The following is a 21773-nucleotide window of genomic DNA, read 5'->3' as shown; positions in this document are numbered from 1 at the left end:
ACGCATGGGTAACATCACGCGAACAACGCGACACATCATATCGAGAGGCAACGGCGCATGACCAGGATTCATCCTACCGCGATCGTCGAGCCGGGCGCGCAGATCGACGAATCGGTCGAGATCGGCCCGTACGCGATCGTCGGCCCGCACGTCACGATCGGCGCGCGCACGACGATCGGCTCGCACAGCGTGATCGAAGGCCATACGACGCTCGGCGAGGACAATCGCATCGGCCATTACGCATCGGTCGGCGGCCGTCCGCAGGACATGAAGTACAAGGACGAGCCGACGAAGCTCGTGATCGGCAACCGCAACACGATCCGCGAATTCACGACGATCCACACGGGCACCGTGCAGGACGTCGGCGTGACGACGCTCGGCGACGACAACTGGATCATGGCCTACGTGCACATCGGCCACGACTGCCGCGTCGGCAACAACGTGATCCTGTCGAGCAACGCGCAGATGGCCGGCCACGTCGAGATCGGCGATTTCGCGATCGTCGGCGGCATGTCGGGCGTGCACCAGTTCGTGCGCATCGGCGCGCATTCGATGCTGGGCGGCGCGTCGGCGCTCGTGCAGGACATCCCGCCGTTCGTGATCGCTGCCGGCAACAAGGCCGAACCGCACGGGATCAACGTCGAAGGGCTGCGCCGGCGCGGCTTCTCGCCCGACGCGATCTCCGCGCTGCGCAGCGCGTACCGCCTGCTGTACAAGAACGGCCTGTCGCTGGAGGAAGCGAAGGTGCAGTTGCGCGAGCTCGCGGAAGCGGGCGGCGACGGCGACGCACCGGTGAAGGCGCTCGTCGAGTTCATCGACGCGTCGCAACGCGGCATCATCCGCTAAGCGATGCCGCTCACCACCCATCAGCTCCGGCTCGCGATGGTGGCCGGCGAGCCGTCGGGCGACCTGCTCGCGGCGTCGCTGCTCGGCGGGCTGCGCGAGCGGCTGCCCGAAGCGGCCCAGTATTACGGGATCGGCGGGCCGCGCATGATCGCGCAGGGCTTCGACTCGCACTGGCAGATGGACAAGCTGACCGTGCGCGGCTATGTCGAGGCGCTGGGCCAGATTCCCGAGATCCTGCGGATTCGCGGCGAACTGAAGCGCCAGCTGCTCGCCGAGCGGCCGGACGCGTTCATCGGCGTCGACGCGCCCGATTTCAACTTCAGCGTCGAACAGGCGGCGCGCGACGCGGGCATCCCGTCGATCCACTTCGTGTGCCCGTCGATTTGGGCATGGCGCGGCGGCCGGATCAAGAAGATCGCGAAATCCGTCGATCACATGCTGTGCCTGTTCCCGTTCGAGCCGGCGATCCTCGACAAGGCCGGCGTCGCATCGACGTACGTCGGTCATCCGCTGGCCGACGACATTCCGCTCGAACCCGACACGCATGGCGCGCGCATCGCACTGGGCCTGCCGGCCGACGGCCCCGTGATCGCAGTGCTGCCGGGCAGCCGGCGCTCGGAGATCGCGCTGATCGGCCCGACGTTCTTCGCGGCGATGGCGCTGATGCAGCAACGCGAACCCGGCGTGCGGTTCGTGATGCCGGCCGCGACGCCCGCGCTGCGCGAACTGCTGCAGCCGCTCGTCGATGCCCATCCGCAACTCGCGTTGACGATCACCGACGGCCGTTCGCAGGTCGCGATGACGGCCGCCGACGCGATCCTCGTGAAGAGCGGCACCGTCACGCTGGAAGCCGCGCTGCTGAAGAAGCCGATGGTGATCTCGTACAAGGTGCCCTGGCTGACCGGGCAGATCATGCGCCGGCAGGGCTACCTGCCGTACGTCGGCCTGCCGAACATCCTGGCGGGGCGCTTCGTCGTGCCCGAGCTGCTGCAGCATTTCGCGACGCCCGAGGCGCTCGCCGATGCGACGCTCACGCAGCTGCGCGACGACGCGAACCGCCGCACGCTGACCGAAGTGTTTACCGAAATGCATCTCTCGCTGCGGCAGAACACGGCCGCGAAGGCGGCCGAGGCCGTCGTGCGCGTGCTCGAACAACGCAAGGGGCGCGCATGACCGCAGTTCGTGCACCGCGCCGCCGCGCGCCGGGCGACGTGCAGGGCGGTTTCGACTTCAGCCGCCCGGACGAGATCGTCTGCGGCGTCGACGAGGCCGGCCGCGGCCCGCTTGCGGGGCCGGTCGTGGCAGCGGCGGTGATCCTCGATCCGGCGCAGCCGATCGACGGGCTCGACGATTCGAAAGTGCTGTCCGCGAAGAAGCGCGACATGCTGTACGAGCTGATCGTCGCGCGTTCGCACGCGTATTGCGTCGCGTCGGCGAGCGTCGACGAGATCGATACGCTGAACATCCTGCACGCGACGATGCTCGCGATGAAGCGGGCCGTCGAAGGCCTGTCGGTGCTGCCGACGCTCGCGCAGATCGACGGCAACCGCTGCCCGACGCTGAGCGTGCGCGCCGAGGCGATCGTCAGCGGCGACGCGCTCGTGCCGAGCATCTCCGCCGCGTCGATCCTCGCGAAGGTCACGCGCGACCGGATGCTGGTCGACCTGCACGAACGCTTCCCGGTGTACGGTTTCAACGTACATGCGGGCTACGGCACCGCGAAACACCTCGCCGCATTGCGCGAACACGGCCCGTGCGAAGCGCACCGGCGCTCGTTCGCGCCGGTTCGTGCGGCGCTTGACCTGATTCGATGAAAAGCATCACTTCCCGCGACAACCCGCTGTACAAGCGCCTGAAGGCGCTCGCGGGTTCGACGCCCCATCAGCGCCGCAGCGGCCAGGCGCTGCTCGAAGGTTTCCATCTCGCGAGCGCGTACCTCGAGACGGGCGCGACGCCCGAGCTGTGCGTGACGACCGAAGGCGCGCTCGGCCACGCGGAAGCGCAGGAGATCGTCGCGCGGATCGACGCACAGCGGATCGCCACGCTGCCGGACGCGTTGTTCGGGCAGTTGTCGAACGTCGTCAGCGGCGTCGGCTTCCTGCTGCTGGTCGACCGGCCGGCGCAACCGCTGCCGGAGCGCGTGACGCATACGTCGGTCGTGCTCGACGGCGTGCAGGATGCCGGCAACGTCGGCTCGATCCTGCGCAGCGCGGCGGCGGCCGGCGTGCGTCACGTATTCTGCGCGCCGGGGACGGCCTATGCGTGGTCGTCGAAGGTGCTGCGTTCGGGCATGGGCGCGCATTTCCTGTTGTCGATCCATGAGGACGTCGAAGCGGCGGCGCTGGCCGAACGCCTCGACGTACCGGTCGCGCTGACCGACTCGCACGGCGCGCAGGCGCTCTACGACTGCGACCTGTCGCGGCCCGTCGCGTGGGTGTTCGGCAACGAAGGCGCCGGCGTGTCGGCATTCTGGCGCGATGCGGCCACGCATCGGGTGACGATTCCGCAGCCGGGCGGGATGGAGTCGCTGAACGTGGCGGCCGCCGCCGCGGTGTGCCTGTTCGAACAGGTGCGTCAGCAGCGGCCGGCGTGACGCCGCACGCGCGCATGCGCCGCAAAAACGAGAAAAGGCCGCGTTCGACGCGGCCTTTTTTGCTTGGGGCGGCGGCCAGACGGTCGCGCTGGCGCGCCGACGCTCAGTACGACTGCCGGTCGAGGCGGATTTCCTGCAGGATCGTCGTCGCGATTTCCTCGATCGACTTGTGCGTCGACGACAGCCACTTGATCCCTTCGCGGCGCATCATCGCCTCGGCCTCGTTGATCTCGTAGCGGCAGTTCTCCGGCGCCGCGTACTTGCTGCCCGGCCGGCGCTCGTTGCGGATCTCCGACAGGCGCTGCGGGTCGATCGAGAGCCCAAACAGCTTGTCGCTGTACGGCGACAGCGCCGACGGCAGCTTGCCGCGTTCGAAGTCTTCCGGAATCAGCGGATAGTTGGCCGCCTTCACGCCGTACTGCATCGCGAGGTACAGGCTCGTCGGCGTCTTGCCGCTGCGCGACACGCCGACGAGGATCACGTCGGCCTCCGACAGGTTGCGGTTCGACTGGCCGTCGTCGTGCGCGAGCGAGAAGTTGATCGCCTCGATCCGCGTCTTGTATTCCTCGGTGTCCGCATTCTGGTGGCCGCGGCCCATCGCGTGGCTCGACTTGAGCTCCAGTTCCTGCTCGAGCGGTTCGACGAAGCGCTGGAACATGTCGAGCACGAGCGCGTTCGAGCGCTTGACGATGTCGTTCGACTCGCTGTCGACAAGCGTCGTGAACACGATCGCACGGCGGCCGTCGTGCACGGCGGCTTCGTTGATCTTCTCGACGGTCGCATAGGCCTTGTCGAGCGAGTCGACGAACGGCACGCGCACGAGGCGGAATTTCTGGTCGAACTGGGAGAGGATCGAGTGCGCGAAGGTTTCGGCAGTGATCCCGGTGCCGTCGGAGACGATGAATACGGTAGGCAGCATGAATCTGGACGTCGAGCGTGAAGGGCAGTTGCGCGGGCGGCTGGAGGCGAGCCTCCAGACCCAGTGACAAGGTCGCGCCACATCCGGCAGCCGGCACGGTAGAATAGCGGCAACCTGTTGGATAAGCAATTGCGGGGGGCAGGGCGCGCACGGCGCCCGCGACTTGGCCGCGAGATTCAAGAACTCCCGGCAAGTCTGGCGATTTGTCTGCAAATATCGCCCTTCTGCCGGGATTTTTGTAAATCGGGTCGGAAGATTTTCGCCGCTGCGAATGTTTATCTAACAGGTTGCGCAAGACGCGCCGCGCCTTTTTGCAAGCGCCCGCATTCGAGCCCACTTGCGCGATCGAGCATTTTTTTCACACTTAGGGGCTTGTATGACTAACGCAGCAAACGTCGCAAAGGACCAGGCGTATGTAATTCCGTTCGAGCAGTTGCGGATGACCGATGTGGAGATCGTGGGCGGCAAGAATGCGTCGCTCGGCGAGATGATCAGCCAGCTTTCCGAAGCAGGCGTTCGCGTGCCCACCGGTTTCGCCACGACCGCGCTCGCATTCCGCGATTTCCTCAAGCACAACGACCTCACCGATCGCATCGCCAAGCGTCTCGAGTCCCTCGACATCGACGACGTGAAGGCGCTCGCCGAAGCCGGTGCCGAAATCCGCAAGTGGATCGTCGACGCACCGCTGCAGCCGCGCCTCGAGCAGGAAATCCGTGCGCAGTTCGAAGTGCTGAAGAACGGCTCGCCGAGTGAACTGTCGTTCGCCGTGCGCTCGTCCGCGACCGCGGAAGACCTGCCCGACGCATCGTTCGCCGGCCAGCAGGAGTCGTATCTGAACGTCGTCGGCATCGACGACGTGCTCGACCGCATGAAGCACGTGTTCGCGTCGCTGTACAACGACCGCGCGATCTCGTACCGCGTGCACAAGGGCTTCACGCACGCGGAAGTCGCGCTGTCGGCCGGTGTGCAGCGCATGGTCCGCTCGGACGTCGGCGCCGCCGGCGTGATGTTCACGATCGATACCGAATCCGGCTTCAAGGACGCCGTGTTCATCACGTCGAGCTACGGCCTGGGCGAAACCGTCGTGCAGGGCGCGGTGAACCCGGACGAGTTCTACGTGTTCAAGACGACGCTCGCACAGGACAAGTACCCGATCATCCGCCGCTCGATCGGCTCGAAGCTGATCAAGATGGAATTCACGCAGCCGGGCGAGCCGGGCCGCGTGAAGACGGTCGACGTGCCGCACGAGCAGCGCAACCGTTACTCGATCACCGATGAAGACGTGATCGAGCTGGCGAAGTACGCGGTCATCATCGAGAAGCACTACCAGCGTCCGATGGACATCGAGTGGGGCAAGGACGGCCGCGACGGCAAGATCTTCATCCTGCAGGCGCGTCCGGAAACGGTGAAGAGCCAGGCGAGCGGCAAGGCCGAGCAGCGCTTCAAGCTGAAGGGGCAGTCGCAGGTGCTCGCGACGGGGCGTGCGATCGGCCAGAAGATCGGCGCCGGCCCCGTGCGCGTGATCCAGGATCCGTCGGAAATGGAACGCGTGCAGCCGGGCGACGTGCTGGTGGCCGACATGACCGACCCGAACTGGGAGCCGGTGATGAAGCGTGCGGCGGCGATCGTCACGAACCGGGGCGGGCGCACCTGCCACGCGGCGATCATCGCGCGTGAGCTGGGCGTGCCGGCCGTCGTGGGCTGCGGCGATGCAACGGACGTGCTGAAGGACGGCGCGCTCGTCACCGTGTCGTGCGCGGAAGGCGACGAAGGCAAGATCTACGACGGCCTGCTCGAGACGGAAGTCACGGAAGTGCAGCGCGGCGAACTGCCGGAAATCCCGGTCAAGATCATGATGAACGTCGGCAACCCGCAGCTCGCGTTCGACTTCTCGCAACTGCCGAACGGCGGCGTGGGTCTCGCGCGTCTCGAGTTCATCATCAACAACAACATCGGCGTTCACCCGAAGGCGATTCTCGAGTACCCGAACATCGACCAGGACCTGAAGAAGGCGGTCGAGAGCGTCGCGCGCGGTCACGCGTCGCCGCGTCAGTTCTACGTCGACAAGCTGACGGAAGGCGTCGCGACGATCGCGGCGGCGTTCTATCCGAAGCCCGTGATCGTGCGTCTGTCCGACTTCAAGTCGAACGAGTACAAGAAGCTGATCGGCGGTTCGCGTTACGAGCCGGACGAGGAAAACCCGATGCTGGGCTTCCGTGGCGCATCGCGCTACATCGCCGAGGACTTCGCGCAGGCGTTCGAGATGGAATGCCGGGCACTGAAGCGCGTGCGTGACGAGATGGGCCTGACCAACGTCGAGATCATGGTGCCGTTCGTGCGGACCGTGAAGCAGGCGGAGCGCGTCGTCGGCCTGCTCGAGAAGTTCGGCCTGAAGCGCGGCGAAAACGGCCTGCGCCTCGTGATGATGTGCGAAGTCCCGACCAACGCGATCCTCGCCGAAGAGTTCCTGGAACACTTCGACGGTTTCTCGATCGGCTCGAACGACCTCACGCAGCTCACGCTCGGCCTCGACCGCGATTCGGGCATGGAACTGCTGGCCGTCGACTTCGACGAGCGCGACCCGGCCGTCAAGTTCCTGCTCAAGCGTGCGATCGATACCTGCCGCAAGATGGGCAAGTACGTCGGTATCTGCGGCCAGGGCCCGTCCGATCACCCGGACTTCGCGCAATGGCTGACGGACGAAGGCATCGTGTCGATCTCGCTGAACCCCGACACGATCATCGATACGTGGCAGGCGCTCGCCAACCGCAAGTAACGGTCGGTCATGCAGCTTCGGCGAAAGCGCGGTCCGCCGCGCTTTCGTTGAAGGCAAAATGCAAGGTTCGTGCTATAAACACCCCGGTAAGCACCGGGGTGTTTTTTTTCGTCGGTACGCGCGGCGATCTCCAGCGTGCCGACCGCTTCGCACAGTTGCGCACGCAGCGAATATAGTGAGCATCGGGGACGTTTTTCTGGAGACCACAATGATGTCGGGGCATCTGTTCTGGTGGGTCGGGGTGGGCATGCTGGTCGTCGCGGAGTTGCTGACGGGCACGTTCTATCTGCTGATGATCGCGCTCGGCTTTCTCGCGGGCGGGGTGTTGCAACTGGCCGGTTTCGCGCCGCACGTGCAGTTCGGCGCGGCGGCCGCGGTCGCGATCGTCGCGATGATCGTGCTGCGCCGTTCGGGGCTCGGCCGCAAGCAGAAGCGCGACACGTCGACGAATCCCGACGTCAATCTCGATATCGGCTCGACCGTCACGGTCGACGCGTGGCGTGACGGCCGCGCGCGCGTGCAGTATCGCGGGGCCGACTGGGACGTCGAGCTCGCGCACGGCGAGCGCGACGATGCGCACGTGTACCAGGTCAGCGCCGTGCGCGGCAATTGCCTCGTGGTCGTGGCGAAACCCGCGGGCTGATCGTCCGCTGATACAACAAGGAGAGAATATTTCATGGATTCGCTGATCATCTGGGTTGTCCTGCTCGTCATTGCGATCGTGATCGTGTCGAAGACGGTGAAGATCGTGCCGCAGCAGCATGCATGGGTGCTCGAGCGCTTCGGGCGCTACCACGCGACGCTGTCGCCCGGTCTCAATATCGTGCTGCCATTCGTCGATCGCATCGCATACCGGCACGTGCTGAAGGAAATTCCGCTCGACGTGCCGAGCCAGGTCTGTATCACGCGCGACAACACGCAATTGCAGGTCGACGGTGTGCTGTATTTCCAGGTGACCGATCCGATGAAGGCGTCCTACGGGTCGAGCAATTTCGTGCTGGCGATCACGCAGCTTGCGCAAACCACGCTGCGCTCGGTGGTCGGCAAGCTCGAACTCGACAAGACGTTCGAGGAACGCGATTTCATCAACCACAACATCGTGTCGGCACTCGATCAGGCGGCGGCGAACTGGGGCGTGAAAGTGCTGCGCTACGAGATCAAGGACCTGACGCCGCCGAAGGAGATCCTGCACGCGATGCAGGCGCAGATCACCGCCGAGCGCGAAAAGCGCGCGCTGATCGCCGCATCGGAAGGCCGCAAGCAGGAACAGATCAACCTCGCGTCGGGGGCGCGCGAAGCCGCGATCCAGAAGTCCGAAGGCGAGCGGCAGGCCGCGATCAACCAGGCGCAGGGCGAAGCCGCCGCGATTCTGGCGGTGGCCGAGGCGAACGCGCAGGCGATCCAGAAGATCGCGAGCGCGATCCAGTCGCAAGGCGGGATGGATGCAGTGAACCTGAAGGTCGCCGAGCAGTATGTCGGCGCGTTCGCGAATCTCGCGAAGCAGGGCAACACGCTGATCGTGCCGTCGAACCTGTCGGATCTCGGCACCGCGATCTCGTCGGCGCTGACGATCGTCAAGAACGCCGGGGCGGCGTCCGGCGCGAAGGGCTGAGCCCGATGTTCCGTCCGAGGCCCGTGCGGGCGCCCGGTGCGATCGTCGTGCGACGAATCGTCGCGCAGCCGGGCAAACGGCACGCGCGATTCAGGTAGTCCAAAGCAACACGGCCCGCTTCGAGCGCGCCGTGTCGTTTGCGATGAATGCGGTGGGCGTCAGGTGCCGGCGCGCATGATGCGCGCCTTCTCGCGTTCCCAGTCGCGTTTCTTCTCGGTTTCGCGCTTGTCGTGCAGCTTCTTGCCCTTCGCGAGCGCGATGTCGCATTTCACGCGGCCGCCCTTGTAGTGGAAGTTCAGCGGCACGAGCGTGTAGCCGCGCTGCTCGACCTTGCCGATCAGCTTCTTGATTTCCTCGCGGTGCAGCAGCAGCTTGCGCGTGCGAACCGGGTCGGGCTTGATGTGCGTCGAGGCTTCAGGCAGCGGGCTGATATGGGTCCCGATCAGGAAGATCTCGGCGTTCTTCACCACGACGTAGCCTTCCTTGATCTGGCCGCGTCCGGCGCGCAGCGCCTTGACTTCCCAGCCCTCCAGCACGAGCCCCGCTTCGTAGCGTTCCTCGATGTGATAATCGAAGTGCGCTTTCCTGTTGTCGATGATGCTCATGAAAGGATCGGGCCAACTCGTTTAAAATCACGATTTTAGCAAAGCGGGGCGGGAATCGCCCGGCTTGGCTTTCCCACTTTCAGCGATGCCGCGCGATTTATGGCAGATGTTCAGAAAACCGTATTGATCCGCCACTCGGCGGAACAGATGTTCGACCTCGTCACCGACGTGGCCGACTACCCCAATTTCCTGCCCTGGTGCGGCGGTGTCGAGATTCGCCGTCAGGACGAAAGCGGGATGGAAGCGCGCATCGACATCAACTTCAAGGGTATCAGGCAGCATTTCGCGACGCGCAACACGCAGCAGCGGCCGACGCGCATCGACATGGAGTTCGCGGACGGGCCGTTCAAGAAGTTCACGGGTTCGTGGCGCTTCATCCCGCTGCGCGCCGATGCGTGCAAGATCGAATTCGCGCTGCACTACGAGTTTTCGAGCATCCTGCTCGAGAAGATCATCGGGCCGGTGTTCAGCCACATCGCGAACACGTTCGTCGATTCGTTCGTGAAGCGCGCGGACCAGCGCTACGGCAAGGGGTGACGCGATGCTGTCGATCGAAGTCTGCTATGCCCTGCCGGACCGCCAGACGCTGATTCCGCTGTCGTTGCCCGAAGGCGCGACCGTGCGCTCGGCCATCGACGCGAGCGGCGTGCTCGCGCTGCACCCGGAGATCGATCTCGTGCACGCGAAGACGGGCGTCTACGGCAAGCTCGCGCCGCTCGATGCGCCGCTCGTCGATCACGATCGCGTCGAGATCTACCGTTCGCTGATCGTCGATCCGAAGCTCGCGCGCCAGCGGCGCGTCGACAAGTCCCGCCGCGACGGTTCGATCGAGGGCCGCAAGTGGATGCACAAGGACGCGCGCTGACGCGTCGTTCGCGCTGACGCGTCCGATCAAACGCCGCGGCGCTCAGTGGGCCGCGGCGTTTGCGTTTGTCGGTGCGCCGCCCGGCGTGTCGCCATGCTTGCGCACCGAGCCGTATACGCCGGCGAGCAGCAGCACGAGCGCGGCGATTTCGAGCGCATGCGGCATCCGCCGGTCGTACACGAACGCGTACAGCATCGCGAACACGGTTTCGAACACGATCAACTGGCCCGACAGCGTCAGCGGCAGCCGCTTCGACGCGGCGTTCCACAGCCCGTTGCCCAGCCACGACGCGCCGATCGCGAGCGCGAGGTTCAGCAGCCAGAACAATTGCCAGCGCGATGCCGGCACGGCCGCCTGCACGGTGCCGGCCGGCAGCGCGAGGATCGCGAGCCAGCAGAGCCCGCCGATCAGGCCCGTCACGACACCCCACAGCACCGACCATTCGTTGCCGCCGAAGCGGTGATGGCGCTGCAGGTAGCGCGTGTTCGCCACCGCATACCAGGTCCAGCTCGCGAGCGCGCCCGCCGCGCAGGCGATGCCCGCGAGCTTTTGGGCGAGCGTCGTCGCGTGCGCGGCTTCGGACGTAAACAGATCGACGTTGATGCAGACGATGCCCGCGATCACCAGCGCGAGCGGGGCGGCGAGCCGCCGCAGCGGCATCGCGCCGTGATCGCCGAGGCCCGCGAGCGTGACGGTCACGGGCAGCACGCCGACGATCAGCGAACTGGGCGCGATGCCGATCAGGCGCACGGCGCCGGACAGCAGCATGTAGTACGCGACGTTGCCGATGACGGCGAGCCTCACGAGGGCGACGAGATCCTCGCGGGTCAGCCGGGCAAGCAGCGAGCGGGCGGCCGGCAGGGCGGCCACGAGCGACACGAGGCCGTACATCGTGTAGCGGCCGGCGCTCAGCAGCAGCGGCGAGAAATCGGTCAGCAGCCGCGGAACCAGAAACACCATGCCCCACAGGGCGCCTGCCAGGACACCGTACACCACGCCGCGCTGCATCGACCGCTCCGAACACATAACCGAGGTGCGCGCATCTTAGCGATGCCGTCGCGGCGGCGTCTTGTTCATTCCTGCACTCGCGGCATGGCGCGGCGCATCGAGCGGGTTCGGCGCGCGGCGAATCAGTCCTCTGTCGAATCGGGTGTCGCCGCCGCGCCGTCGCTGGCCGCACGCTTGCGCGCGGGGCGTCGCACGGCACGCAGCTTGCCGCTGTTGCCGCCGCCGCAGTAGAAGCGGTCGTGACCGTCGGATTCGAGCCCCGAGACGCCGACGCCGGCCGGCATGTCGATCTGCTCGAGCACTTCGCCCGTGCGCGGATCGATGCGTCGCAGGTCGCTCCGGTCGGCTTCCCACGTGCCGTGCCACAGCTCGCCGTCGACCCACGTCACGCCGGTGACGAAGCGATTCGATTCGATCGTGCGCAACACGGCGCCCGACTGCGGATCCACCTGATGAATCTTGCGTGCGCTGTACTGGCCGACCCACAGCGTGCCTTCCGCCCACGCGAGCCCCGAATCGGCGCCGCCGCCGGGCGCGGGGATCGTCGCGAGCACGTGGCCCGATTCGGGATCGATCTTCTCGATGCGGTCGTCGACGATCTGGAACAGGTGGCGGCCGTCGAACGCGGTGCCCGCGTGCGCGGCGACGTCGAGCGAACGGACGATCGTGCCGCGCTCGGGGTCGAGCGCATTCAGCTTGTCGCCGGACGCGTACCACACGTGCTGCCCGTCGAACGTGACGCCGTGCACGCCGTCGACGCCCGGAAACGGGCCGTACTCGTGAAGGAGGTCTGCGGTGGAGCGTTTCATGTTCGTCACCTCGTCGTTCGATGAGGCCATCCTAATCGCCCGGCAGCGCAACCGGGAGTAACAACGTCGTCGCGAATCCGGGCAGCGGCGGCGTCATCCAGCGGCGCGCGCGTCCGCGGCCGAGCGCCTGCACCTTGCCGGCTTCCGCGAGCGCATCGAGCGCGCGCTGCACGGTGCGCTGGCTGGCGCCGAGCGCGAGCGCCAGCGCGGAGCTCGACCATGCTTCGCCATCCGCGAGCAGCGCGAGCACGGCCGCGTGCCGATCGTCGACCGGGCGCGCGAGGACGACGGTTTCGCGCACGCCGAGCGGTTCGAGCGCGAAACCGCGCGGCGTCGCGACGACGTTCGCGAGCGGGCGCAGCACCGCGCGCAGCCGCCCGATCTCGACACGCAGCCGCGCACGATGCGATTCGTCGGCCTGTTTCGCGCGGAATGCGGCGGCGACGAGCGCGTTTCTCGACACGTCGGCCGGCCACGCTTCGCCGAGCGCCCGGGCGAGCACGAACAGCACCGGACGCCGCGCGAGCGACACGGTCGTGCGCGCATCGCGCACCATGTGGCGGCATGCGTCGACGACCAGCGCATTCGACTCGAACAGCGTTTCGACTTCGTCGAGCGGCACGAGCCGCGACGTGCCGCGAGCGATGAGCCGCGCGGCCGGCGCGTCGAGCACACGCGCGGCGGTGTCGACCTCGGCCGTCAGCGCGGCGATGCCGGCGGCGCGGGCGGCTGTCCGCGCACGGGCAAGCGCCGCACGGGCCGCGTGCGTGCGGATGCGGCGCATCGCGATGCCGGCCGCGATCAGCTCGTGGGCGGCGCGCGACGCGGGCGGCAGCGGCGCGGGATCGAGGTGCGCGAGCAGCCGCTCGGCCTCGTCGAGATGGCCGATCAGCAGCAAGCGGCGCATGCCGAGATAGCGCGCATGCGCGGCGTTCGCGCGGTCGCCGTGCGCGTCGAGCGTCGTGCAGGCCGCATCGAGCGCGCGCGTCGGCCAGTGCAGGTCGCGCGACGCGAGTGCGATCTCGGCTTCCGCGACGACGCAGCGCGCCCGTGCGACCGCTTCCTTTGCGCCGAACGCGCGGGCGGCGGCGCGCACGAGCGAACGCGCGCGTTCGAAATCGCCGAGCTGCGCGAGCGCGATGCCGCGCAGCGCGAGCGCCGGCGCATCGTCGCGCAGCGCGACGCGGTTCAACGCGCCGAGCGCGTCACCGGCCGCGAGCGCGCGTGCGGCCGCCGTGATCAGCGAATCCATCCGAATCCCGCCACACTTGTCACTCCCTTCGGTCCGAAACCCGGCACTAATCTAGCACCACGCACACGGCCCCGTCCGCCGTGCCCGGATACCCATCGGAAGGAGGAACACGCAATGACGACCCATCTCACCGGAACCCGCGACGAATGGCTGGCCGAACGCCGCGCGCTGCTCGACGCGGAAAAGGCGCTGACGCGGCAAAGCGACGAACTCGCGCGGCGGCGCCAGGCGCTGCCGTGGGTGCGCGTCGACAAGACTTACCGGTTCGATACCGAGGAAGGGCGCGCGACGCTCGACGACCTGTTTCGCGGCCGTTCGCAACTGCTCGTCTATCACTTCATGTTCGGCCCCGACTACAAGGCAGGCTGTCCGTCGTGCTCGGCGCTCGCCGACGGCTTCGACGGCTTCGCCGTGCATCTGGCGCACCACGACGTGACGCTCGCGGCCGTGTCGCGCGCGCCGCTCGCGAAACTGCTCGCGTACCGGCAGCGGATGGGGTGGACGTTCCCGTGGGCGTCGTCGGTCGGCAGCGATTTCAACTTCGACTTCAACGTGTCGTTCACCGAAACGCAGCGGCGCGCGGGCGACGTCGAATACAACTATGCGCGGGCCGGCCATGCGATGGACATGGATCCTCCGCCGGCGCCCGTCGTGCAGTTCGCGGCCACGTGCGGTACCGATGCGGCCACGTATTCGCTCGACCGGCCGGGGATGAGCGCGTTCGTGCGCGAGGACGGCGCCGTCTATCACACGTATTCGACCTACGCGCGCGGCCTCGATGGGCTGTGGGGGATGTACCAGTGGCTCGATCGCGCGCCGCACGGTCGCAACGAGGCCGGGCCGTGGTGGCGTCGTCACGACGAGTACGCGCGCGGCTGAGCGGGCCGGCGACGGGCGAGAGCGCGCGATGGCACGAACGACGAGCGGGCTGGCAACCGGCGAGACGGCCCCCGATCCGCGGGCGTTCGGCGCGGCGGTCGCGGCCGTGTTCGCGGTCGCCGCGATGGCGTTGCTGGCGCAGCACGCGTCGATGGCGGCGATGGGCGGCGAACCGATGCCCGGCGGCTGGATGGCGTCGACCGCCTGGCTGCGGCCGTGCGGGCAGGGCGCCGGCCGCGCGTTCGTGGCGTTCGCCGAAATGTGGGGCGCGATGACGGTGACGATGATGCTGCCCGTGTTCGCGCCGCAGCTCTGGCATTACCGACAGCGCATCGGTGCGCGGACGGCGCGGTCGGCCTGGCTCGTCGTCGTCGCTGGGGTCGCATATTTCTCGGTCTGGATCGCGCTCGGCGCGCTCGTGTTTCCGGCCGGCGTCGCACTGACGACGGCCGCCGCCCGGCTGCCGGCGCTCGCCCGGGGGATCCCGTTCGCGGCCGGCGCCGTCGTGCTGGCCGCGGGCACGCTGCAATTCTCCGGGTGGAAGGCGCGCCGGCTCGCATGCTGCCGGCATGAGGCGGCGCACGGCGGGCACTGGCCGCGAGCGGCGGCCTTCACGGCATGGCGGTACGGCGTGCACGCCGCGATCCGATGCGGCGCGTGTTGCGCCAACCTGATGGTGGTCGCGCTGGCGGCCGGCATGATGGATCTGCGCGTGATGGCCGCGGTCGCGGTGGCAATCGCCGCCGAGCGCATGGCGCCGGCCGGCGGCCGCGTCGCGCGGATCATCGGTTGCGCAGTGGTAGTGGCCGGCATGGCGATGATCGCCGGCGCGGCCGGGCTGGCATGAGGCGGGCAGGCACGCCGCTTCGGCGGTGTGTCGCCGGCCGTGCGCGGCGGCTGTCGTCGCGCACGTGTGGCCTCGCCACGACACGTGCACGCGCCTCCCGGCTGCGGGTTGCGCGAATGGTTCGACGCGGCCGTGAAACGAAAAGCGATCGAAAACGAACCGAACGGCGATCCGAACGATTCGGCCCCCGAACGGCCGAAACCGGCTAAGCCGTTGTTCGTGTTGTGAAAATTCACGGCGCTTCGCGTATAATTCGCTTTTGCGCCCATAGGATTTGCCATGCGTCTGATCCAAAAAGCACTCACTTTCGATGACGTGCTCCTCGTTCCCGCCTTCTCCGACGTTCTCCCGCGCGACACCAGCCTCAAGACCAAGCTGACCCGCAACATCTCCCTGAACATGCCGCTCGTGTCCGCCGCGATGGACACGGTCACCGAAGGTCGCCTCGCGATCGCGATGGCGCAGCAGGGTGGCGTCGGTATCGTCCACAAGAACCTCACGCCGGCCGAACAGGCCCGCGAAGTCGCGAAGGTCAAGCGTTTCGAGTCGGGCGTCGTCCGCGACCCGATCACGGTGCCGCCGCAAATGAAGGTGCGCGACGTGATCGCGCTGTCGCGCCAGCATGGCATCTCGGGCTTTCCGGTCGTCGAAGGCCCGCAGCTCGTCGGCATCGTCACGAACCGCGACCTGCGTTTCGAAACGCGCCTCGACGAGCCGGTCAAGTCGATCATGACGCCGCGCGAGCGCCTCGTCACGGTCAAGGAAGGCACGCCGCTCGCCGAAGCGAAGGCGCTGATGCACAGCCACCGTCTCGAGCGCGTGCTGGTCGTCAACGATGCGTTCGAACTGCGCGGCCTGATGACCGTCAAGGACATCACGAAGCAGACCGAGCACCCGGACGCGTGCAAGGACGAACACGGCAAGCTGCGCGCAGGCGCGGCGGTCGGCGTCGGTCCCGACAACGAGGAACGCGTCGAACTGCTGGTGCAGGCCGGCGTCGACGTGATCGTCGTCGACACCGCGCACGGTCACAGCAAGGGCGTGCTCGAGCGCGTGCGCTGGGTCAAGCAGAACTTCCCGCACGTCGAGGTGATCGGCGGCAACATCGCGACGGCCGCCGCCGCGAAGGCGCTCGTCGAATACGGCGCGGACGCGGTCAAGGTCGGTATCGGCCCGGGCTCGATCTGCACGACGCGGATCGTCGCGGGTGTCGGCGTGCCGCAGATCAGCGCGATCGCGAACGTCGCGGAAGCGTTGAAGGGCACCGGCGTGCCGTGCATCGCCGACGGCGGCGTGCGCTTCTCGGGCGACGTGTCCAAGGCCCTCGCGGCCGGCGCGAATGCCGTGATGATGGGCAGCATGTTGGCGGGCACCGAAGAGGCGCCGGGCGACGTGTTCCTGTACCAGGGCCGCCAGTACAAGTCGTATCGCGGCATGGGTTCGGTCGGTGCGATGAAGGACGGCGCGGCAGACCGCTACTTCCAGGACAACTCGGCGAACATCGACAAGCTCGTGCCGGAAGGCATCGAAGGCCGCGTCGCGTACAAGGGTTCGGTCAACGCGATCCTGTTCCAGCTGGTCGGCGGCGTGCGCGCGAGCATGGGCTACTGCGGCTGCAAGACGATCGACGAGCTGCACGAGAAGGCCGAATTCGTCCAGATCACCGCGGCGGGCATGCGCGAGTCGCACGTGCACGACGTGCAGATCACGAAGGAAGCGCCGAACTACCACGTGGACTGATCGCCGATGAAACCGCTGCTGCGAGCCGTGCTGATCGTCGATGCCGTGCTGTTGCTGGCGTTCGGCGTGCTATTCGTGCTGACGCCCTGGCAGGCGCTGTTCAACGCGCTGCAACTGGCGAACATTCAGCCGGCGATGCTCGGTCAGGCGTTCGGTATCGCGCTGCTCGGGCTCGCGTGGCTCGCGTTTCATGCGGCGTTCAACGGCGACCTCACGGCGCCCGTCGCACGGGCCGTCGGCCATGTGAACTGGCTGACCGGCGTGCTGACGATCGTGTGGTCTCTCGGCACCGGCAGCGGGCCCGCGCTCGCGGCCGCGGGCCGGGTGTTGTCGGCGGTGGCCGGGGTCGCGTTGATCCTGCTCGGCCTCGGCGGCGTGCGGCTCGCATCGGCCGTACGGCGGCGCGAAAGGGCCGACAGGGCGCAGGCGCTCGAAAGCCGGGGCGCGCAGCGTCCGGTCGAACCGGCGCCGGCCTCCGCCGTGCAGCCGCGGGTCGAGCCGGTCGCCGGCCGTCCGGTGGCGCCTTCGGCGCCGGCCACGGCAGCCCCGTCGGCCGCTTCCGAGCGCGCGTCAGGCAGCGTCGCATTCGACGCGCGTCCGCCGTCGCAGAATTGACCGGCGATGCGTCGCGCGAGCCGCCTGCCGCCCGACGCCGCTGCCCATGCTTTTGACGCAGCGCCTCGTGCGCTGCTTTTCTTATTCTCTTCATCCCGTCCGCAGCCATGCACGACAAAATCCTGATTCTCGACTTCGGTTCGCAAGTCACCCAACTGATCGCGCGCCGCGTGCGTGAAGCGCACGTCTATTGCGAAATCCATCCGAACGATGTGTCCGACGACTTCGTCCGCGAGTTCGCGCCGAAGGCGGTGATCCTGTCGGGCAGCCACGCGAGCACGTACGAAGACCACCAGCTGCGCGCGCCGCAGGCCGTGTGGGATCTCGGCGTGCCGGTGCTCGGCATCTGCTACGGCATGCAGACGATGGCCGTGCAGCTTGGCGGCAAGGTCGAGTGGAGCGACCATCGCGAATTCGGCTACGCGGAAATGCGTGCGCACGGCCATACGCGCCTGCTCGACGGCATCGAGGATTTCACGACGGCCGAAGGCCACGGGATGCTGAAGGTCTGGATGAGCCACGGCGACAAGGTAGCCGAGCTGCCGCCGGGCTTCGCACTGATGGCGTCGACGCCGAGCTGCCCGATCGCCGGCATGGCCGACGAGGTGCGCGGCTACTACGCGGTGCAGTTCCATCCGGAAGTCACGCACACGGTGAAGGGCCGCCAGATCATCGAGCGCTTCGTGCTGCAGATCGCCGGCGCGAAGCCCGACTGGATCATGAAGAACCACATCGAGGAAGCCGTCGCGAAGATCCGCGAGCAGGTCGGTGACGAGGAAGTGATTCTCGGCCTGTCGGGCGGCGTCGATTCGAGCGTCGCCGCGGCGCTGATCCATCGCGCGATCGGTGATCAGCTGACGTGCGTGTTCGTCGATCACGGCCTGCTGCGCCTGAACGAAGGCAAGATGGTGCTCGACATGTTCGAGGGCCGCCTGCATGCGAAGGTCGTGCACGTCGACGCGTCCGACCAGTTCCTTGGCCATCTGGCCGGCGTGACCGATCCGGAAGCGAAGCGCAAGATCATCGGCCGTGAGTTCGTCGAGGTGTTCCAGGCCGAGGCGAAGAAGCTGTCGAAGGCGAAGTGGCTCGCGCAGGGCACGATCTACCCGGACGTGGTCGAATCGGGCGGCACGAAAACGAAGAAGGCGACGACGATCAAGAGCCACCACAACGTCGGCGGCTTGCCGGAAACGCTCGGCCTGAAGCTGCTCGAGCCGCTGCGCGACCTGTTCAAGGACGAAGTGCGCGAGCTGGGCGTCGCGCTCGGCCTGCCGCCGGAGATGGTTTACCGCCATCCGTTCCCGGGTCCGGGCCTCGGCGTGCGGATCCTCGGCGAAGTGAAGCGCGAGTACGCGGACCTGCTGCGTCGCGCGGATGCGATCTTCATCGAGGAACTGCGCAACACGACCGCGACCGCGCAAGATGCGGCTGCCGGCCTGTGCGGCGAGGCCGATGTCGGCAAGAGCTGGTACGACCTCACGAGCCAGGCGTTCGCGGTGTTCCTGCCCGTCAAGTCGGTCGGCGTGATGGGCGATGGACGGACGTACGACTACGTGACGTCGCTGCGCGCGGTGCAGACGACCGACTTCATGACTGCGCATTGGGCGCATCTTCCGTATGCGCTGCTCGGCCGTGCGTCGAATCGGATCATCAACGAGGTGCGCGGGATCAATCGCGTGGTGTACGACATCTCGGGGAAGCCGCCGGCGACAATCGAGTGGGAGTGAATTTGCGTCCTTCGAGGACTATCGCCAGCTATCGAAAAGCTGCCGTAACGTGTTGATTTGAAAGAAAATGCGTTGCAGCATCTATCGGTGACTATCGCCGGCCAGCAAAACAAGTTGGCGGTAAGGCTGACGGTAAAAATCGAGGCCGGATTAAGACATTCTCGTTCGCTATTCAGACTTTTACCGTCTTTGACGGTAAAAGTCTTCTCAGGAAAGCTTGTTCTATGCGGCTTTCCGAGCATCAACAGGTCTCCTGATCCCTGACGGTAAAGCCGTCAAAATACCGGAAGAAACCTCGGCGGCGTCCAGTCAGCCACGTAGGCCAATCCCAAACCCCGGCGTGCGAACGACAACAGCGTCGCCAGGCTGGCGCAGATCGCGCAACCCTGAAAGGGTATCCCCATTTCTTGCTGATTTGCCGCATCGATCAGGCACGTTGGAAGCGCTCCAGCAGCCACCTACCTGCCGGGCCTGGCAATCGATCAGCTAGATAGGCGGCCTGGAGCTTCTTCATGTCCGTCTTCTGCTCCGAAAACGAACGTTACCCGACTCCGGCCAGCCCTGTTTGCGGAGGCAGATCAATCTCATCTGCACCCGATCGCGCAGCGGCACGACGAGATCGCGTCGGGCGGTATTCTGGAAGTCGCAGTGTTCCATTCAGGCGCGGATGAATGGCGGCCTTTCGTTGCCGAGTTGCCGTTTGTTGTTGTCGCCGATCCGGGCAAAGCGCTACGCAGAATTCAGTGTGGAAGCCTCGCCACGCGCATTGCTGAACTCTTGCGCCCGGCTTTCCATTGTGCGGGGTGTGCAATTGCCTACCTGAAAGCACTCATCTTGCATGGCGCTTCAGTTCCGCCCGTCCTCGGGCGGCACAAGCTGCGCGAGCGCTGGCGCAATCACCCCTTCCAGCAGCGCTTTTTCCGGACGAACGCGCGCCAGGACGCGAACGCCCATCAGAACGCCGAGCAGATGCCGGGCGAGGACTGCGGCCGGCTGCGATGGCGTAATGGTCCCGTCGAGCTGACCTGTCCTGATGCACCCGAGAAAAAAGCCTTCGATACGGGTAAGAACGCCCGCGATGATCTTCTGGAACTCAGCATCGTGCGGTGCCATCTCCAGGGCCGAATTCACGAGCATGCAACCCTTATGCTGGCGATCGTTCAACGAGCGGCGCAGGATCTCGTCGAAGAACGCGTGGATCGCTTCAAGGGGAGGGAGCACTTCGCACCGTCGTATGCGGTTGCCTATGCTTTCGCTCACGTAGCGATCGAGCGCTGCCTGGAACAGGCCGCGCTTGTCTCCATACGCGTTGTAAAGGCTTGCGGCGGTGAGACCTGTTTCGCCGGTGAGATCTTTCACCGACGTCGCCTCGTAGCCGAACCTCCAGAAGCACTGGACCGTTGCGTCCAGCACTGCTTCTTCGTCAAATTCCCTTGGTCTCGCCATTTCTGTCACCTGAATCCATCATGGCGCAGCGAGCTTGCCAACTTCGCCGCGATGAGCGATTATAGAATGTACGTTCTAAAACGAAAAGGGCGGACCTGAATATAGCGCGTGGGCGCGTCGTGCCCCGTGGAAGCATCGCGTGGAGGAGCAGAGTCATGGGACTGCAGGAGCAACTGGACAGCTTCAGGGCGGAGTTTGCGCGCACTGCGCCATCCGGGCGTGTCGCGCTCTACGAGGCCAGGATCGACGAGCTGCGTGCCAGGTTCGCGCTGGACAAGGCAATCGGAACGGGCGATGAAGCGCCGGACTTTTCGCTACCGGACGTCCATGGCAATCGGATCTCGCTTTCCGGTCTGTCGCAGCACGGACCCGTCGTGGTTACGTTTTACCGCGGCGGATGGTGCCCCTACTGCAATATCCAGTTGCGGGCGTATCAGGCGATCCTTCCCGAGATGGCCGCGCTGGGCGCCCGGCTGGTCGCGATCTCGCCGCAACTGCCCGACGGTTCGCTGACCACTGCGCAAACAAACGCGCTCACCTTCGATGTCCTGAGCGATGCAGGTAATTCCGTCGCGCGCCGCTTCGGGCTCGTTTATGCGCTGCCGGAGGACCTGCGTGAGGCACTGCGCTCGAACAACAAGGCATTGCCTGCGATCAATGGCGACGGGAGCTGGGAGTTGCCCGTTCCCGCCACCTATGTGATTGCCCCGGGTCGGCGCGTTGTGCTCGCCGGTATCGACGTCGATTACCGCAGCCGTCTCGAACCGGATGCGATTCTCGCTGCCCTCAAAGCGCTTCTACCGGCCTGATCGATGACAAGCGGCAAGGTATCGGTCGCGGCGGCCGTCGACCCTGACCAGGCGCAGCGAAAAGCCTCACGCATACGACTGTCGGGGTTTGCCTGGGCAGCGCTCACGGTCATGATCTTCTCGGGCTGGTTTGTCGTGACACGGCTCGGTGTCACCCGCGAGCTTCGCATCTGGGACATTGCCGCGCTCAGGTTCGGCATTGGCGCCATCCTTCTCGCGCCAACTGTCGTGCGCCGGGGCTCTCGGCTGTCTGCCGCCGCCTGGGGCGAGGGGCTGATATTTGCAGTGTTGTGGGGCGTGCCTTTCGTACTGCTCGTCGCGCTCGGGTCGAAGTTGACTTCGGCGGCTCAGGCCGCGTCTGTCGCGCCGACGTTGATGCCGGTCTTCGCCGGCGTGTTCGGCTGGGGTTTCCTGCGTGAGCAGCA

Annotated in this window: 22 protein-coding genes; 16 read left to right on the top strand and 6 right to left on the bottom strand. The window is 66.5% G+C overall.

Features of this window, described 5'->3' with window-relative positions:
* Positions 1-57: 57 nt before the first annotated feature.
* The 4 genes from lpxA to AC3IFE_RS31560 are packed head-to-tail and all read left to right on the top strand — an operon-like array spanning position 58 to position 3439.
* Entirely contained in the window at positions 58-846 is a 789-nt protein-coding gene (lpxA, locus tag AC3IFE_RS31575; RefSeq protein ID WP_089467724.1) for an acyl-ACP--UDP-N-acetylglucosamine O-acyltransferase, read from the top strand.
* A gap of 3 nt (positions 847-849) precedes the next feature.
* Positions 850-2019 (top strand): lipid-A-disaccharide synthase, encoded by a 1170-nt coding sequence (gene lpxB / locus AC3IFE_RS31570; RefSeq protein WP_089467723.1) that lies wholly within the window; start codon positions 850-852, stop codon positions 2017-2019.
* A complete protein-coding gene (gene rnhB, locus AC3IFE_RS31565; RefSeq protein ID WP_089467722.1) occupies positions 2016-2660 on the top strand; it encodes a ribonuclease HII in 645 nt (214 codons plus the stop codon). Before lpxB ends, rnhB begins: the two co-directional genes overlap by 4 nt.
* Complete coding sequence (locus AC3IFE_RS31560) at positions 2657-3439, top strand: TrmH family RNA methyltransferase (protein ID WP_489194212.1); 783 nt, start codon at positions 2657-2659, stop codon at positions 3437-3439. The genes rnhB and AC3IFE_RS31560 overlap by 4 nt, the downstream gene beginning before the upstream one ends.
* A 103-nt stretch (positions 3440-3542) precedes the next feature.
* On the opposite strand, the gene ppsR is transcribed toward AC3IFE_RS31560, so the two are convergent.
* Positions 3543-4358: a posphoenolpyruvate synthetase regulatory kinase/phosphorylase PpsR gene (ppsR, locus tag AC3IFE_RS31555; RefSeq protein WP_034207652.1), complete on the bottom strand. Its 816-nt coding sequence runs from the start codon at positions 4356-4358 to the stop codon at positions 3543-3545.
* A gap of 376 nt (positions 4359-4734) precedes the next feature.
* Here ppsR and ppsA point away from each other — a divergent pair, with 376 nt between their 5' ends.
* From ppsA to AC3IFE_RS31540, 3 genes are all read left to right on the top strand, one after another.
* Positions 4735-7134, top strand: coding sequence for a phosphoenolpyruvate synthase (gene ppsA, locus AC3IFE_RS31550; protein WP_089467720.1), 2400 nt, complete (start codon positions 4735-4737; stop codon positions 7132-7134).
* 208 nt (positions 7135-7342) lie between these two features.
* Positions 7343-7777, top strand: coding sequence for an NfeD family protein (locus tag AC3IFE_RS31545; protein ID WP_301738653.1), 435 nt, complete (start codon positions 7343-7345; stop codon positions 7775-7777).
* Between the two features lie 33 nt (positions 7778-7810).
* Positions 7811-8746 (top strand): SPFH domain-containing protein, encoded by a 936-nt coding sequence (locus AC3IFE_RS31540; protein ID WP_050012889.1) that lies wholly within the window; start codon positions 7811-7813, stop codon positions 8744-8746.
* A gap of 158 nt (positions 8747-8904) precedes the next feature.
* Here AC3IFE_RS31540 and smpB read toward each other — a convergent pair whose 3' ends face one another.
* Positions 8905-9351 carry an SsrA-binding protein SmpB gene (gene smpB, locus AC3IFE_RS31535; RefSeq protein ID WP_006478511.1) on the bottom strand — a complete coding sequence of 149 codons (447 nt, stop codon included), beginning with the start codon at positions 9349-9351 and terminating at the stop codon, positions 8905-8907.
* Between the two features lie 99 nt (positions 9352-9450).
* Here smpB and AC3IFE_RS31530 point away from each other — a divergent pair, with 99 nt between their 5' ends.
* Together AC3IFE_RS31530 and AC3IFE_RS31525 are read left to right on the top strand one after the other, a co-directional pair.
* On the top strand, positions 9451-9888 hold the full coding sequence (locus AC3IFE_RS31530) for a type II toxin-antitoxin system RatA family toxin (RefSeq protein WP_089467718.1): 438 nt from the start codon (positions 9451-9453) through the stop codon (positions 9886-9888).
* Between the two features lie 4 nt (positions 9889-9892).
* Positions 9893-10216: an RnfH family protein gene (locus AC3IFE_RS31525; protein ID WP_089467717.1), complete on the top strand. Its 324-nt coding sequence runs from the start codon at positions 9893-9895 to the stop codon at positions 10214-10216.
* A 42-nt stretch (positions 10217-10258) separates the two neighbouring features.
* Here AC3IFE_RS31525 and AC3IFE_RS31520 read toward each other — a convergent pair whose 3' ends face one another.
* The 3 genes from AC3IFE_RS31520 to AC3IFE_RS31510 form a co-directional block, all read right to left on the bottom strand.
* Positions 10259-11224: a DMT family transporter gene (locus AC3IFE_RS31520; RefSeq protein WP_089467981.1), complete on the bottom strand. Its 966-nt coding sequence runs from the start codon at positions 11222-11224 to the stop codon at positions 10259-10261.
* A gap of 122 nt (positions 11225-11346) precedes the next feature.
* Entirely contained in the window at positions 11347-12033 is a 687-nt protein-coding gene (locus AC3IFE_RS31515) for a Vgb family protein (RefSeq protein WP_089467980.1), read from the bottom strand.
* A 31-nt stretch (positions 12034-12064) separates the two neighbouring features.
* Positions 12065-13285, bottom strand: coding sequence for a helix-turn-helix domain-containing protein (locus AC3IFE_RS31510; protein WP_489194206.1), 1221 nt, complete (start codon positions 13283-13285; stop codon positions 12065-12067).
* Positions 13286-13399: 114 nt separating this feature from the next.
* Here AC3IFE_RS31510 and AC3IFE_RS31505 point away from each other — a divergent pair, with 114 nt between their 5' ends.
* From AC3IFE_RS31505 to guaA, 5 genes are all read left to right on the top strand, one after another.
* Positions 13400-14164 (top strand): DUF899 domain-containing protein, encoded by a 765-nt coding sequence (locus AC3IFE_RS31505; RefSeq protein ID WP_089467715.1) that lies wholly within the window; start codon positions 13400-13402, stop codon positions 14162-14164.
* 28 nt (positions 14165-14192) lie between these two features.
* Complete coding sequence (locus tag AC3IFE_RS31500) at positions 14193-15011, top strand: DUF2182 domain-containing protein (RefSeq protein WP_089467714.1); 819 nt, start codon at positions 14193-14195, stop codon at positions 15009-15011.
* Positions 15012-15290: 279 nt separating this feature from the next.
* Positions 15291-16751, top strand: a complete 1461-nt coding sequence (gene guaB / locus AC3IFE_RS31495; RefSeq protein WP_050012882.1) for an IMP dehydrogenase — start codon at positions 15291-15293, stop codon at positions 16749-16751.
* 6 nt (positions 16752-16757) lie between these two features.
* On the top strand, positions 16758-17366 hold the full coding sequence (locus tag AC3IFE_RS31490) for a hypothetical protein (protein WP_089467713.1): 609 nt from the start codon (positions 16758-16760) through the stop codon (positions 17364-17366).
* Between the two features lie 107 nt (positions 17367-17473).
* A complete protein-coding gene (guaA, locus tag AC3IFE_RS31485) occupies positions 17474-19093 on the top strand; it encodes a glutamine-hydrolyzing GMP synthase (protein WP_089467712.1) in 1620 nt (539 codons plus the stop codon).
* Between the two features lie 846 nt (positions 19094-19939).
* Here the strand turns inward: guaA and AC3IFE_RS31480 are convergent.
* Positions 19940-20539: a TetR/AcrR family transcriptional regulator gene (locus AC3IFE_RS31480; protein ID WP_301739037.1), complete on the bottom strand. Its 600-nt coding sequence runs from the start codon at positions 20537-20539 to the stop codon at positions 19940-19942.
* A gap of 155 nt (positions 20540-20694) precedes the next feature.
* Here AC3IFE_RS31480 and AC3IFE_RS31475 point away from each other — a divergent pair, with 155 nt between their 5' ends.
* Both AC3IFE_RS31475 and AC3IFE_RS31470 read left to right on the top strand, forming a co-directional pair.
* Positions 20695-21348: a peroxiredoxin-like family protein gene (locus tag AC3IFE_RS31475; RefSeq protein WP_301739036.1), complete on the top strand. Its 654-nt coding sequence runs from the start codon at positions 20695-20697 to the stop codon at positions 21346-21348.
* Between the two features lie 3 nt (positions 21349-21351).
* Positions 21352-21773 (top strand): EamA family transporter (locus tag AC3IFE_RS31470; protein WP_489194201.1); only part of this gene is annotated, 422 nt, incomplete at its 3' end.

This window comes from Burkholderia sp. APQ4-4ca (assembly GCF_057837105.1).
The sequence above is the reverse complement of the archived record's forward strand: the minus strand, read 5'-3'. Positions and strand labels throughout refer to the sequence as shown.

What these genes read in the sequence shown, in the direction of transcription:
- AC3IFE_RS31520 (WP_089467981.1), bottom strand. Translation starts at nt 11,224, where the DNA reads ATGCAGCGCGGCGTGGTGTACGGTGTCCTGGCAGGCGCCCTGTGGGGC.
- AC3IFE_RS31525 (WP_089467717.1), top strand. Translation starts at nt 9,893, where the DNA reads ATGCTGTCGATCGAAGTCTGCTATGCCCTGCCGGACCGCCAGACGCTG.
- rnhB (WP_089467722.1), top strand. Translation starts at nt 2,016, where the DNA reads ATGACCGCAGTTCGTGCACCGCGCCGCCGCGCGCCGGGCGACGTGCAG.
- AC3IFE_RS31475 (WP_301739036.1), top strand. Translation starts at nt 20,695, where the DNA reads ATGGGACTGCAGGAGCAACTGGACAGCTTCAGGGCGGAGTTTGCGCGC.
- AC3IFE_RS31545 (WP_301738653.1), top strand. Translation starts at nt 7,343, where the DNA reads ATGATGTCGGGGCATCTGTTCTGGTGGGTCGGGGTGGGCATGCTGGTC.
- AC3IFE_RS31505 (WP_089467715.1), top strand. Translation starts at nt 13,400, where the DNA reads ATGACGACCCATCTCACCGGAACCCGCGACGAATGGCTGGCCGAACGC.
- guaA (WP_089467712.1), top strand. Translation starts at nt 17,474, where the DNA reads ATGCACGACAAAATCCTGATTCTCGACTTCGGTTCGCAAGTCACCCAA.
- AC3IFE_RS31500 (WP_089467714.1), top strand. Translation starts at nt 14,193, where the DNA reads ATGGCACGAACGACGAGCGGGCTGGCAACCGGCGAGACGGCCCCCGAT.
- smpB (WP_006478511.1), bottom strand. Translation starts at nt 9,351, where the DNA reads ATGAGCATCATCGACAACAGGAAAGCGCACTTCGATTATCACATCGAG.
- AC3IFE_RS31510 (WP_489194206.1), bottom strand. Translation starts at nt 13,285, where the DNA reads ATGGATTCGCTGATCACGGCGGCCGCACGCGCGCTCGCGGCCGGTGAC.
- guaB (WP_050012882.1), top strand. Translation starts at nt 15,291, where the DNA reads ATGCGTCTGATCCAAAAAGCACTCACTTTCGATGACGTGCTCCTCGTT.
- AC3IFE_RS31480 (WP_301739037.1), bottom strand. Translation starts at nt 20,539, where the DNA reads ATGGCGAGACCAAGGGAATTTGACGAAGAAGCAGTGCTGGACGCAACG.
- AC3IFE_RS31540 (WP_050012889.1), top strand. Translation starts at nt 7,811, where the DNA reads ATGGATTCGCTGATCATCTGGGTTGTCCTGCTCGTCATTGCGATCGTG.
- AC3IFE_RS31515 (WP_089467980.1), bottom strand. Translation starts at nt 12,033, where the DNA reads ATGAAACGCTCCACCGCAGACCTCCTTCACGAGTACGGCCCGTTTCCG.
- ppsR (WP_034207652.1), bottom strand. Translation starts at nt 4,358, where the DNA reads ATGCTGCCTACCGTATTCATCGTCTCCGACGGCACCGGGATCACTGCC.
- AC3IFE_RS31530 (WP_089467718.1), top strand. Translation starts at nt 9,451, where the DNA reads ATGGCAGATGTTCAGAAAACCGTATTGATCCGCCACTCGGCGGAACAG.
- AC3IFE_RS31490 (WP_089467713.1), top strand. Translation starts at nt 16,758, where the DNA reads ATGAAACCGCTGCTGCGAGCCGTGCTGATCGTCGATGCCGTGCTGTTG.
- ppsA (WP_089467720.1), top strand. Translation starts at nt 4,735, where the DNA reads ATGACTAACGCAGCAAACGTCGCAAAGGACCAGGCGTATGTAATTCCG.
- lpxA (WP_089467724.1), top strand. Translation starts at nt 58, where the DNA reads ATGACCAGGATTCATCCTACCGCGATCGTCGAGCCGGGCGCGCAGATC.
- lpxB (WP_089467723.1), top strand. Translation starts at nt 850, where the DNA reads ATGCCGCTCACCACCCATCAGCTCCGGCTCGCGATGGTGGCCGGCGAG.
- AC3IFE_RS31560 (WP_489194212.1), top strand. Translation starts at nt 2,657, where the DNA reads ATGAAAAGCATCACTTCCCGCGACAACCCGCTGTACAAGCGCCTGAAG.